Origin of the sequence: Pseudoalteromonas shioyasakiensis, assembly GCF_022398475.1 — a bacterium.
Taxonomy (GTDB): domain Bacteria; phylum Pseudomonadota; class Gammaproteobacteria; order Enterobacterales; family Alteromonadaceae; genus Pseudoalteromonas.
The window spans coordinates 1-13,293 of record NZ_JAKEVM010000117.1; the positions used below are offsets into that span (position 1 = coordinate 1).

Sequence of the window (13,293 nt, forward strand, 5' to 3'; positions counted from 1 at the left end):
CTACTAGGAAGGCAAACCTATAAAATAAGTAAGATCTATTTTAAAAGTGTTGTTTGCATATTATTTTTTAATTTCCATTATCTAAAATACCAAATTTAGCTTCAAGATATTTTTTGTTTTTATGAAAAGCACCTTCAGCTTCAGCTAAATACATTAATGTGTCACCAATATCATCTTGATTTGTAAATATATGTCCATCTATTCTTATTTGATTTTGAAAATTAGAAAGTTGCCCTATCGTTATATCTATTAGTAAGATTATTAATTCAGCACTTTCTTTATTTAGTTCATCCCTAAGCCTTTTTATTGTTGGAGCTGTCTTCTTTAATTTCCAGAAATATGCATTGAAATACGGGCCAATTTTAGGAAGCACACCGCTTTCCCTAGGTACGAAGTCTGAGATTGCACCAACACCAGCTTGATCAAGATCATTAAATAACCCATTTAAAAAGCCTAAAATTTGTTGCTGTTTATCATGTTCGATCTGATTTAAGTGTAATTTTTTTTGTTCTTTTAAATTGTCTTTCGCTAGTTGCTCCGATGACTTTATTGCCATTGCAGCTTGTTCATTAGCAAGTGCCTGTTCTTTATTACTTTTAGATTGTAAATAAACCGTATAAATAACTCCTAAAAACGAGAAAAACGAGAGTGCAGGGCCAAGTGTACCACCAAAAAAACTACCAAAGTGAGCCCATGTTTCAGTTGTTCCACCAAAACCGACTCCAACGCCTTTAAACCATAAATAATAAACACCACCGACACACGCAAAAGCAAGTGCTATAAGTGCAAGTAAGAGCAATTTTGGTGAAGTTTCACTAGCAGAATTAGACATAAATATCCCTTTGTTGTTTTTAGGTTTCCGAAATGATTATGGGGTAAGTAAAGTCACTTTAAAATAATAACCATCAACAAACATTAGTTTTGCTTAATTAAATAGCAAACACTTATTTATAAATCTGTTATTAGCAGGGAAATTCATAAATTAACCCAAAACGGTTAGGTATTTCTCATAAAGGAGATTTTTGGTATTACTTTGCTTCTTTTACATCCATTAAGTTAGATTGGGCAAGAACAGCTTTTTTATATTCAATATCAAAAAATTGACTCTTACTGTGTAAACTCAGCACAAGGCTTATGAAGTCTGATACTCCTAGTTACAACCCCCTCTAAACAAAAATCATCCTCTGGTGAAACATACACAGGCTTAAACTCATCAGAAGCTGATAATAACAAGCGGTTGTCTTTATCGATGATCTTGCAAACAAAGCACCCGTTGTAACTTGCAACCACAATATCACCGTTGCTCACATCTACCGCTCTATCGACTAAAAGTAGGTCTCCGTCATATATACCTACTCCCTGCATTGACTGCCCTGATGCCATGCCGATGAAGGTGGCATCAGGGTGTTTAATTAAAAGTTGATCTAGCGAAAGGCCAAGCTCTTTGTACTGAGCAGCAGGCGATTCAAAACCTGAAATACCAGCTTCGATATAGATTGGAATAACGAACATAAGAAATAAAACAAATACTGTACATAAAAACAGTATAGTGAAAATCGGAAGGATCCTAAAGTGAAATATGAAATGATTTAGCTATAGGTTTTTACACTTAGTTTCTCTAATGAATTGTCTTAGTGACTTTAGAAGGTTTTACGAAAAAAAGCATTTGTAATAGGCTCTATAACTATCTGTTTTATAAGGTTATAAAATTCGCGAAAGTACTGAATTTCACCCTACAAAAATCCGTGCGACAGCTTTATTTTCTTTAAATATCATACTGTTACACAGGTATTGTGAAATATCATGGGGTGTCAGGGGTCGCAGGTTCAAATCCTGCTATGCCGACCATTTTTCCTTACACCTATCAAAAACTTACATACTATTCTTAGTTTCTATAAAATCTAAAACGTCAATAACGTTGAAAAGCTATACACTAATTTACCATCAACAGCCTCATGATCTTTAGCTACAAATTGTGCTGTCCAGCCTTTGTTATCAATTGAAACTAAACCTGAAGAATGCAACTGACAAAAGAGTTGCTCTAAAAATAATGATTGGTAACTAATTAAGAAATCTTCTAACTCAGATTTACTTTTTGAAACTGGAATATTTATTTTTGCGTTGTAAATAGCGTCAATGGGTTTTGGTTTATAAGCATTGAATTTAGTATATAAATAAGGATTTTGATTGATAAATGAATCGAGTTCATCTCGCTCGGCTTGTTGCAAATGATAAACAAATGTTGAATCACAGCATTCTGTTGCAAAGGATCGCTTATAAGAGTCGTTTACAAAGCGTGAAGAGAAAACCACAGTTCTAGGTTTGTTAGTTTGACTTTGAATATCAAAATCATTGAGTTCTAGAATTCGATGAACTCTCCATATCCCTGAACCATAGCTTCTGACCCAATCTCCGACCTTTATATTATCGCCCATACTTTCCTTGATGCCTAACGCCGTGATAAACGGAACAAAATAGCAGGCTACAATTTGGAGCAGACACTGCCTGATGTTTTGTGTTCGATTTAATTACCTTGTTAAGGTTATAAAGCACCTTTTTTGATTGAGTGTGCTTCAAGTTCTTTTGCTATTAAATCTCGATCTATATCTTTAGGTAATAAAAATGTAATATCACTATCATCTGTAAACTTAAAAAGTATGCCGTCAACAATAAAACTATACGAAGATATTAGCTCCCAAGGTATCGAAGTTATATTATCTGCTTTGATTCTAATAATACCTTTGGGGCCGGAATCAATTTTAACTGGTGACAGCCACCTGATCGTATACATGCCCCAAGCTAAAATGAAACCTCCTACAGGCGCAATCCAAATTGTTTTAACAAGATGATTGATAAAGTCATCTTTAGTCAACAGACTTACAACTGCCAAAAAAACGAAAAACAACGTCCAAATAAGGTAGCTGATTAAGATCCCTTTTGAAATAAGGCTATATCTTTCTTGATTTTGGATTGATTTAACCCAAGGTTCAGTCCACTTCATTGCCTGATTGTAACCCTAACGCCGCATAGAGGGCGGATAATGCTTGGCTAAAATTAGCGCAAAGGAGCGCAAGTCAAACTTTTTGTGCCCACCCTTAATGCGATTGTTATATTGCATTGTAAACCATTGGCTCACAAGGCTTTGGTTTATATTCACAATACCGATATTCAATGGTTACAATGTGAGCGACAGCTTGCTCTTTAGATACTTGAGTAAATAAACCATTCTTTAATACATAAAATAGCTCATTTTTATTAGCTACTACTTTAAGTTGATTCCATTGACCAGCACCAACCAAGTTTGAATTGTGATTAAAGCGATATTGTATAGTTGCATCTTCGGCTAATGTAATTGAACTGTAGGCTCCAAAATATAGCTTACTATTAATGCCGTTAACTTTTACTTGTTGGTAAGCACTCGGTTCTTGGTATGCAACAGGAGATATTAGATATACGATTGTACTTTCGGTACTAGCCAGAATAGGAAATTGATACTCAGCTGATTTGGATTTTAAAATTTCAGCAGGAATTCCAACGCAAGATATTAGTGCCGAAGCGACTAAAATAATGATTAGATTACGCATAGCTCCCCTTGCAATATAACGCTTGCCGTAAACGGCACAAAATAGCAGGCTAAAATTGGTGACGAAGAAGCACAAGCCTGCTGTTTTGTGCCCACGGTTTAACGGCCTTGTTAAGTGTATATTACATTCTGTTTTTAAATACTACGGGTGTGATCAACATAGTTATCAAAACAATAAAACCAGCGACTAACCCAATATTTTGAAGGTAACTGACACCAGAAAAGAATAATATTATTGCTATAGCGAAAATGCCTATTTGAGAGAAACCTATAGCACGCCTCTTTCTAGCATTACCTTGCCCATGAAAAAGCCAAATCAAGGTGACAGGTAGAGATACTAATAACAAAATAAGTAGTAGGTATAATGCCCCACCTCCTCCGTGTGTCACCTCAACCTCCTATACACATATCGTTTGCTTAGCAGGCTAAAATTAGCGACGAAGGAGCGCAAGCCTGCTGTTTTGCGTCCTTTGGTTTGGGCACTTGTTATGTGTTTTTATTCAGATTTTAAACCAGACAACTTAACACTTTCACCTTTTGAAATTGACTTTGCTTGGTCTAAAGTAAACTGAAACCAAAATTCAGTGCGATTCTCATCGAAATAACTAAAGCAGAACTCCAATTCATCAGCGTCAAAGCCACCAACAAACGATGGAGACTGAAACATATCGCTCGACTCTATTTCAAGCCATTGATGAGTTGAGTAGTCTTGGTTAACTATCTCAATACAAATAGATTTTAATTCATCTTCAATTGGTATATCCATCACTGACCTATTAGAGCCAAAGCCCGCATAATGAGCGGATTAAGCTTGCTAAAATTAGCGAGGAATGAGCGCCAGCCAAGCTTTAGACGTCCATTCATTGATGCGTTTTTATGTGCTTTATTTATACCTACATACTTGAGTAGCACTAATTTTATGACTTACCACTTGGGATGAATCAGTCACTGCAAAGCGCAAAAACAAACTGGTATAGCAATTAGGGTCTATCTTGCTTTTTAATCTCTCTAATTCGGCTGAATTTGAATCACCACCAAAGTTTTTTTGCATATCATTTTTCATAGCATGAGCATTTAGCCAAACTTCTAAATCAGAATAGTCAGTAGATGCTTGAAGTTGGGCGCCAATTTTTACATTCCACGCGTCTTTCGCCTCTTTGATTGCTTGAATATCAATATTTTGTTGCTCTGAGCATCCGAAAAGAATAATCAATATCAAAAGCAAAGCGACACGCAACGGAAACCTCCTAGCACATAACAATTTTATAGTGCGCTCGTCCCGTATCTTTCTGCCGATGTTACGCGCATGTATAAATAAGTCTATTAGTAACAAATAACTTAAGGCATCGCCAACCCTAATTTTTTTTATTAGTACTTAAAGATATTCAGAAAATACGCTCGTCACTCATCTTGGGGCAGAAAAAGTTACCCAAACCCCGTTCAATTACTTATCACTCTGTACTTCAAACTCCTTAAAAATACGGTTCACATTCACTTTTGCGCCTAGCTTTGCAGCGATTAAAAACAGGCCTGCTAGTTTTCTGTGTACGAACAAAGCATCTACGGGTGGTGCGTGCCAATGCTCTGAAGCGGTGCTCATTTTAAGGCCAAGTTCTTTAATGCGTTTTGGTAAGTCGCTATTTGCAAAGTCATACTCACCTTGGTATCGCAAAGGCTCGCAGGCGAGTAGAAATATATCGACAACGTTATCTATATATTCTTGAGCAAGCCCTTGTTGAAAATAGCCAATTTGCTGTGCCGCTGTTGCAACACCTGCTCTATCGTTACTATTCGCGGCAGATAATAACTGTAAGTAACCATCACTAATATGCTGAGGTAGTTCGCGGGTAGCGCCAAAATCTAAAAGTACTAAGCGTTGATTGTCGATTTGATATTGATAATTAGCAAAGTTTGGATCTGTTTGAACTAGTTTAAAGCTAAATAATTCACGTAAAAATAGGCTGAGTAACTGTTCAACCGCTTTATTACGTAGCGCTTGCTCGGTGCTTGCCAGCTCATCTAGCTCTTGCCCTTCAACAAAGCTCATGACTAAAACTTGAGAAGAACTAAGCGAATCTACCACAGCTGGAATAAGGTAATTGTCATCGCCTTTTAAACACTCGCTGTAGCGTTTTAAATAATTAGCTTCTAATTCGTAGTCAGCTTCGTTTATAAGCTGTTGTTTTGCTTCATCGATAAGAGGCTGTATTTCTACCTCTTTGGGTAATAAGCCACTGAGTTTCAGAAGGTAAGCTAAGTTATCAACATCACTAGCAATACCTTTTGCAATACCGGGGTATTGCACTTTAACTGCTAACTTTTCGCCCGATTCTTGATAAGCAATATGCACTTGCCCTATTGATGCCGCAGCAAATGGTCTGAGTTCAAAATGCGATAATTGCTCTAACCACGCATCACCCCAATGCTCACGCATTACTTTAACTAGCTGCTTTTGCGGCATAGGTGTCGCTTCTGCACGCAGTCTTGCTAAAATTGCAGATAGCTCAGGAGTGAGTAATTCACCACTATCCATGGATAACAGCTGCCCCAATTTCATTGCAGCCCCGCGAAGATTTGCAAGCTGCTCTGCAAAGCGCTGAATATTTTTTGGCTGTAACAGTAACTCTTGTCGTGATGTTTGCTTGCCCATTGCCCAAGCTTTTGTGCCTTCAAACAACATATTACCCGCGACTTTACCAGCTAAAGAACCAAGCCGAGCAGCGCGTGAAAACCGTGATGTTGGCACTGACTTTTGTTTATTACTCATATTGCTTAACACTATTAACTTAATGCTTTGAATACGTAGGTTGCTCGGGTTTAGATCCACTTTTTTTAAATAGACTTTAGGCAACAAAAAGGCCGCATGGTTTCCCGATGCGGCCTTTAAACTCAATATCATTAAGATTATTTAATAACTTCTAAGCCACCCATGTAAGGGCGCAATACTTCTGGTACAACAATCGAGCCGTCTGCTTGTTGATAGTTCTCTAAGATTGCTACCAGTGTACGACCAACTGCTAAACCTGAACCATTTAATGTATGAAGTAGCTCTGGCTTTTTCTCACCTTGACGACGGAAACGCGCTTGCATACGACGTGCTTGGAAATCAACCATGTTTGAACATGATGAGATTTCACGATAGGTGTTTTGTGCAGGTAACCATACTTCTAAATCGTAAGTTTTAGCTGCGCCGAAGCCCATATCACCCGTACATAAAATTACTTTACGGTATGGAAGTTCTAATGCTTGTAAGATTTGCTCAGCGTGACCTGTTAGCTCTTCTAGCGCTTGCATTGAATCTTCTGGTTTTACTAGTTGTACTAATTCAACTTTGTCGAATTGGTGCTGACGAATAAGACCACGTGTATCACGGCCATAGCTACCTGCTTCACTACGGAAACAAGGTGTGTGCGCTGTTAAACGAATTGGTAAGTCGCTTTCGTCGTAAATTTCGTCGCGAGCACTGTTCGTAAGTGGTACTTCAGCTGTAGGAATTAAGCTAAAACCTGGTTGTTGCTGACCGTCGTCATCCACTAAACCTAATGTGTGGAATAAGTCACCAGCAAACTTAGGTAATTGGCTAGTGCCGTATAAGCTTGCGCTATTAACTAGGTAAGGCACATACATTTCTGTATAGCCGTTTTTCTCTGTGTGCGTATCAAGCATGAACTGCGTAAGAGCACGGTGCATACGTGCAACTTGACCGCGCATAACAGTAAAACGTGCACCACTGATTTTAACGCCCATTTCAAAGTCTAGGCCGTTTACGTCTTGACCAACATCAACGTGATCTTTTACTTCAAAGTTGTATGACTTAGGCGTACCCCAGGTAGAGATTTCAACGTTTTGATCTTCGTCTTCACCTACTGGAACAGACTCATCAGGTAGGTTTGGAATAGCAAGCGCAATTTGCTTAAGCTCTTCAAGTACTGCGTCTTGCTCTGCTTTAACGCTGTCTAGTTGATCGCCAAGATTACTTACTGAATCAAGCAGCTGTTGTGTTTTTTCGTGCTCGCCTTTCGCTTTTGCTTGGCCGATAGCTTTGGAACTTGCATTACGCTCGCTTTGAAGTTCTTGCGTTTTTACTTGTAATGTTTTGCGTTTTTCTTCAAGTGCAGTTACCGCTGCAGTATCAAGTTCGTAACCGCGTGATGCTAAACGTGCAGCCGCTTGTTCGATATCTTGACGTAAAAATTTAGAATCTAACATGTTTGATTTTTAACCTTTTTGCATTACCAGCTGAAGGCCCAGCCAAGCCATAAATATACACACCACCACGTTTAAGGTGATATTGAGGGCCATTTTAAAAAAGTGACCTTGTTGCAAGAGCAACAACGAATCCATTGAGAATGTTGAAAAGGTGGTCAATGCACCTAAAAAGCCAATACCAATTAAGGTTTTAGCGGGGCTAACAGCGATTATTTCTTTTTCAATCAAGCCGTATAAAATGCCCATTAACAATGAACCAAGAATATTAACTGTCAACGTGCCAAAAGGGAATCCCCTACCGAGCAGTTTTAGCATGGTTTCGCTAAGAAAATAGCGTAAACATGCCCCTGAAGCGCCACCCATTGCAATCATCATGTAAAGTTTCAAACTATTCATAACGTTTAATATCACTTTGCTCGTTGCGCTGAGTTAAATAGTCCAGCTTTTGTTTTATTTTTTGTTCAAGCCCGCGGTCGGTAGGGAAGTAATACTGGCGATCATGAATTGCCTCAGGAAAATACTTTTCGCCTGCTGCAAACGCACCTTCTTCATTGTGTGCATAACGATATTCAGCGCCATAACCCAAATCTTTCATTAAGCTAGTTGGTGCATTGCGTAGATGCTCTGGCACCGGATGGCTCGGCTCATTTTTAGCATCTTGCATAGCTTGATTAAACGCCATATACACAGCGTTACTTTTCGGAGCACTGGCTAAATAAATGGTGGCTTGTGCAATAGCGCGCTCACCTTCACTGGGGCCAACACGTTGAAAAATATCCCACGCGTTGAGTGCCACTTCCATTGCTCGCGGATCTGCATTGCCAATATCTTCTGTAGCAATCGCTAATAAACGCCTAGCCACATAAAGCGGGTCGCCGCCACCGGCTAAAATACGGCAGTACCAATATAAAGCGCCATCAGGTGAACTACCCCGTACAGACTTATGAAACGCTGAAATCAAGTCGTAAAACTCATCGCCGCCTTTGTCGTACTTGGCTAAGTGAGTTGGTAGAACTTGGCTTAAAACATGTTGATCAACAAGGTATTTGCCCTGCTGCTCAGTTGTTAAATCAACCGCTTGTTCTAACAGGTTAAGCACTTTACGCGCATCGCCATCACTTGCTTGGCAAAGCGCTTGTTTAGCGTTTTCGGCAATTTCAATGTGTTTTTGGCTGAGCTCTACGTCTTCAAGTAAGGCGCGCTCAATTACGTTAAATAAATCGGCTTGCTCAAGTGCTTTTAATACATATACACGGGCACGAGACAATATCGCGTTATTAAGTGCAAATGATGGGTTTTCGGTGGTCGCGCCAACAAAAATAAAAGTACCATCTTCAATATGTGGTAAAAATGCATCTTGCTGAGATTTATTAAAGCGATGTACTTCGTCAACAAATAATAAGGTGCGCTGCCCTCGCCCAGCAAGGTTTGCTTTTGCTTCGCTTACGGCCTCACGAATGTCTTTTACACCTGCTGTGACTGCCGACATTTGAATAAGGCTGGCATCGGCATGGTTTGCAATAATCTGCGCTAAGGTGGTTTTACCAACGCCTGGCGGCCCCCACAAAATGAGGCTGTGGCATCGACCTGCAAGAATCGCTTGGTAAAGAGGTTTATCGGGGCTTAAAAGGTGCTGCTGACCTATGTAGTCATTGAGTGTTTCGGGTCGCATGCGCGCCGCAAGTGGGCGCACATCAGGACCAAAATTAAATCCGAGATTACTCAAGCCTTAATCACCTTGGCTTTGGTCGTCAACTTCAACACCTTCAGGAATGGTAAATTCAAAGGTTTGAGTTGCAAGTGCTTCGTTTACTTTGGCATCTTTAAAGGTAAATAAAGACTGTTGACCAGAGGTATCTAATACTGTCAGTGATGCTAGGCCTTGCTCTTGAGCGTTAAAGCTAATGTCTAACTTTTCAACTTGGCTCTCAACGCCTTTGTTTGGCGTGACGCTAAAACCTGCATCGGTTGCCACAACTTGGTATTTAGCCCACTGCTCTGGATCTTTTGAGGTCAACAATACAAACGGAGTTGAATCAATCAGGCTGTGGGTATTCATAATCGTTACTTGCTCAGCAAAGCTGTCGAAGTAATACGTTTTGTCGCCATTAGATACAAACAAGGTATCGTCTGGGCTTTGTTGCTGCCAGCGGATCATCATAGGTTGCTGAAGGGCAATATTCCCTTCACCTTGCATAATAGCTTCGCCTTGCGAATCGGTCACTTGCTGTGAAAACTCAGCTTTAAAACTTTTAATTGCAGCCAGTTGTTGTTGCAACGCTTCACTGTCGTCTGCAAAACTTTGACCGCTTAATAAACAACCCATAATTAGGGCTAGGTATTTAATTTTTTTCATTAATTTGCTCCACCATTTGGCACTAAGACTTCGCGGGCACCGTTGTGTCCTGGTGCGCTAACAATGCCTGATGTTTCCATTTGTTCAACTAAGCGTGCTGCGCGGTTATAACCTACACGAAGCTTACGCTGTACACTCGATACCGACACTTTGCCGGTTTCAATTACAAATGATACTGCTTCATCGTAAAGCGGATCTGACTCTTCATCACCGTCTTCACTGGTTTCTCCTGGTAGTAAAATTTCTTCTGTGGCATCGCCACTTAAAATTTCATCAATATAATTTGGTTTGCCACGTTTTTTCCAATCGTCTACAACCGCATGTACTTCATGGTCGTCAACAAACGCGCCATGCACACGCACTGGTACACTGGTACCCGGCGGTAAGTAAAGCATGTCACCCATACCAAGTAAGTTTTCAGCACCTTGCTGATCTAAAATGGTACGCGAGTCAATTTTACTTGACACTTGGAACGCCATACGGGTTGGAATATTCGCTTTAATCAAACCGGTAATTACGTCAACCGATGGGCGCTGTGTTGCTAGCACTAAGTGAATGCCTGCAGCACGGGCTTTTTGCGCGATACGTGCAATCAGCTCTTCCACTTTTTTACCCACGATCATCATCATGTCGGCAAATTCGTCAATAACCACCACAATACTTGGTAGTTTATCTAGCTCTTCAGGGCCATCGGCCATGCCGTCGGTGTCTTTAAACAGTGGATCTAGAATCGGTTGGCCCGCTTCTTTGGCATCCAACACTTTTTGGTTGTAACCTTTTAAGTTACGTACCCCAAGTGCCGACATCAGCTTATAACGACGTTCCATTTCGCCTACACACCAACGCAATGCATTGGCTGCTTCTTTCATGTCGGTAACAACTTCACATAATAAGTGTGGGATGCCTTCGTACACAGAAAGTTCAAGCATTTTCGGGTCGATCATGATCATACGAACATCATCAGGGCCCGATTTGTACAGTAAGCTTAATATCATTACATTAACGCCCACTGACTTACCTGAACCTGTGGTACCCGCAACAAGTAAATGTGGCATTTTGCCAAGGTCAGCGCATACCGGCTCGCCAGCAATGTCTTTACCTAACACCATAGTCAGTGGTGATGGATTTGATTCGAACTTAGGCGCATTAATAACTTCGCTTAAACGCACTATTTCACGGTGTTTGTTTGGTAGTTCTAAACCTACATAGGTTTTACCCGGAATAACTTCTACCACACGTACGCTTACAGCAGACAGTGAACGTGCTAAATCTTTCGCTAGGCCAGTGATTTTAGCTACTTTAATACCCGGCGCTAAATCAAGCTCAAAACGCGTTACAACCGGACCTGGGTAAACACCCACAACCGCAGCTTGAATGTTAAAATCAAGTAATTTGGTTTCAACTAGACGCGAAATACCATCAAGCTCTTCTTGAGATAATGGGTTTTTCGCTTTATCTGGGCGGTCTAATAAATCAAGTGATGGTAACGGGTTTGTAGGCGGCTGCTCTTCAAGCAAAGCTTCAAACTTTTCTTTTGCCGTTGGCGGCGGCTCGTATGCAGGCTTTGGCTTAGGCATAGGGCGCGCAGGCGAAACAACCGTTGTGACAGGTTTTTCTGGCTCAACAACTGGGCTCTGATCAAGCGCATTCAGTGCCGATACGGTATCGAATGATTCATCATCAAGGGCACTAAAACCAATTTCTTGGTCAAGAATATCGTCTAGTTCATCAAAGCCTTTAAAGTCATCATCGGCTTTTTCAGCAGGCTTTTGCTTAGGCTTAACAGGCTTTGGTTCTTCTTCATCCGCATCATTAAAGCTAATTGCTGGCTCGTTTTCTGGCTCTACAAAGTTAGCGTCTGGCTCTGTAGTGGCGATATCTTTAACAGCTTCTTTTTCACGATGTAGCCAAGCAGAAAATTGCTCACGTAAAAAGTAGAATGCTTTCATCACCCACTTGCCGACAAAATCGACAAATTGCACCCACGAAATACCGGTTAATAGGGTTAAACCAGCAAAGAAAAAACACAGTAGTAAAATGGAGGTGCCGGTAAAATTAAAGGTAGGCATCATTGCTGTCGCAATAACATCTCCCACTACCCCACCAGATGAGAAGTTATAAATATCATCAAAATTTATGCTGCTGATGGCAGTTGCTGAAGTAATAAACAGCGCAAAACCAATAACACGTAAGGCAAGCGTGGTGTAATCAAGCTGGAAAATACGGTGTGGCTGTTTAAACAATAAATAACCGAACAATTGAATAGCAACAGGCACTAAATAAGCAAGCCAGCCAAAAGTGAGTAATAGGATATCTGCAACCCAAGCTCCCGCTGTGCCGGTAATATTCTTAACATTAACAAATTCACCGGTTTGCGACCATGAAGGGTCCGCAGGATCAAAACTGATTAATGCACATAAAATAAATACTGCAGCAAAGGTGCTGATGATTAGCCCCGTTTCTAACAGTCTTTGAACACCATTTAGGCGCATAGCTCCCTATTCCTTATTATTCTTTACTGATCGATTAGCAGTGAAATACCTTAGCAGGAAATGCCGTTTGATGCACTTTATCTTAGCCTTGATGGACTGATAATGAACAAGTTTTTGTTACTCAATATGTATTTTAACAGTTTAGGCAATATATGGGCGAATAATGACCCCTTCTTCACCTTTTACTTCTTCCATTACCACATAAGTTCGGCTTTCACTGACATTTGGTAGTTTTAGTAGAATATCACCCAGTACATTGCGATATTCCGACATATCATTTACACGTGTTTTTAATAGAAAGTCGAAATTACCCGATACTAGATGGCACTCGATTATTTCGTCGTGCTTTTTAACTGCAGCATTAAACTCTTCGAAAACATCTGGTGAGGTTTTAGTGATGGTTACTTCTACATAAACCGACAAACCTTGGCCAAGTTTAGCAGGATCCACTACTGCTTTATATCCGAGTATATAACCCTCTCTTTCGAGCTTTTTTACCCGCTCCAAACAAGGGGTGGCACTTAGCCCTACACGCCTTGCCAGCTCTACGTTAGAGATCCGACCATCGAGCTGTAATTCCATTAAAATTTTACGGTCTATTCTGTCGAGTAATTGATGCATAAGCCAAATCAGAGTTTTGCACTGTTTAAAAT

Annotated in this window: 14 protein-coding genes; all 14 read right to left on the bottom strand. The window is 40.2% G+C overall.

What is annotated here, in order from left to right; all coding sequences use genetic code 11:
• Window positions 1-67: 67 nt before the first annotated feature.
• The 14 genes from L1D51_RS16605 to lrp all read right to left on the bottom strand — a co-directional run bounded on the left by L1D51_RS16605 (window position 68) and on the right by lrp (window position 13,261).
• A complete protein-coding gene (locus tag L1D51_RS16605) occupies window positions 68-832 on the bottom strand; it encodes a hypothetical protein (protein ID WP_239964226.1) in 765 nt (254 codons plus the stop codon).
• Between the two features lie 275 nt (window positions 833-1,107).
• A complete protein-coding gene (locus tag L1D51_RS16610; RefSeq protein WP_239964228.1) occupies window positions 1,108-1,512 on the bottom strand; it encodes a LexA family protein in 405 nt (134 codons plus the stop codon).
• Between the two features lie 389 nt (window positions 1,513-1,901).
• Window positions 1,902-2,435 (bottom strand): hypothetical protein, encoded by a 534-nt coding sequence (locus tag L1D51_RS16615; RefSeq protein WP_239964230.1) that lies wholly within the window; start codon window positions 2,433-2,435, stop codon window positions 1,902-1,904.
• A gap of 107 nt (window positions 2,436-2,542) precedes the next feature.
• Window positions 2,543-3,001 (bottom strand): hypothetical protein, encoded by a 459-nt coding sequence (locus tag L1D51_RS16620; RefSeq protein WP_239964231.1) that lies wholly within the window; start codon window positions 2,999-3,001, stop codon window positions 2,543-2,545.
• Window positions 3,002-3,107: 106 nt separating this feature from the next.
• A complete protein-coding gene (locus tag L1D51_RS16625) occupies window positions 3,108-3,584 on the bottom strand; it encodes a hypothetical protein (protein ID WP_239964233.1) in 477 nt (158 codons plus the stop codon).
• Window positions 3,585-4,079: 495 nt separating this feature from the next.
• Window positions 4,080-4,349 carry a hypothetical protein gene (locus L1D51_RS16630; RefSeq protein WP_239964235.1) on the bottom strand — a complete coding sequence of 90 codons (270 nt, stop codon included), beginning with the start codon at window positions 4,347-4,349 and terminating at the stop codon, window positions 4,080-4,082.
• Between the two features lie 117 nt (window positions 4,350-4,466).
• Entirely contained in the window at window positions 4,467-4,820 is a 354-nt protein-coding gene (locus tag L1D51_RS16635; protein ID WP_239964236.1) for a hypothetical protein, read from the bottom strand.
• Window positions 4,821-5,027: 207 nt separating this feature from the next.
• Window positions 5,028-6,350: an ABC1 kinase family protein gene (locus L1D51_RS16640; protein ID WP_239964237.1), complete on the bottom strand. Its 1,323-nt coding sequence runs from the start codon at window positions 6,348-6,350 to the stop codon at window positions 5,028-5,030.
• Window positions 6,351-6,487: 137 nt separating this feature from the next.
• The gene (gene serS / locus L1D51_RS16645) at window positions 6,488-7,792 is read right to left on the bottom strand and encodes a serine--tRNA ligase (RefSeq protein WP_239964239.1); all 1,305 of its coding nucleotides are present in this window, start codon (window positions 7,790-7,792) and stop codon (window positions 6,488-6,490) included.
• 9 nt (window positions 7,793-7,801) lie between these two features.
• Window positions 7,802-8,188 (bottom strand): fluoride efflux transporter CrcB, encoded by a 387-nt coding sequence (crcB, locus tag L1D51_RS16650; protein WP_082389253.1) that lies wholly within the window; start codon window positions 8,186-8,188, stop codon window positions 7,802-7,804.
• Window positions 8,181-9,518, bottom strand: coding sequence for a replication-associated recombination protein A (locus L1D51_RS16655; protein WP_239964240.1), 1,338 nt, complete (start codon window positions 9,516-9,518; stop codon window positions 8,181-8,183). The genes crcB and L1D51_RS16655 overlap by 8 nt, the downstream gene beginning before the upstream one ends.
• Before the next feature lie 3 nt (window positions 9,519-9,521).
• Window positions 9,522-10,148 (bottom strand): outer membrane lipoprotein periplasmic chaperone LolA, encoded by a 627-nt coding sequence (lolA, locus tag L1D51_RS16660; protein ID WP_130051719.1) that lies wholly within the window; start codon window positions 10,146-10,148, stop codon window positions 9,522-9,524.
• Window positions 10,148-12,640: a DNA translocase FtsK gene (locus L1D51_RS16665; protein ID WP_055198702.1), complete on the bottom strand. Its 2,493-nt coding sequence runs from the start codon at window positions 12,638-12,640 to the stop codon at window positions 10,148-10,150. The genes lolA and L1D51_RS16665 overlap by 1 nt, the downstream gene beginning before the upstream one ends.
• 141 nt (window positions 12,641-12,781) lie before the next feature.
• A complete protein-coding gene (gene lrp / locus L1D51_RS16670; RefSeq protein WP_054552971.1) occupies window positions 12,782-13,261 on the bottom strand; it encodes a leucine-responsive transcriptional regulator Lrp in 480 nt (159 codons plus the stop codon).
• Window positions 13,262-13,293 lie beyond the last annotated feature (32 nt).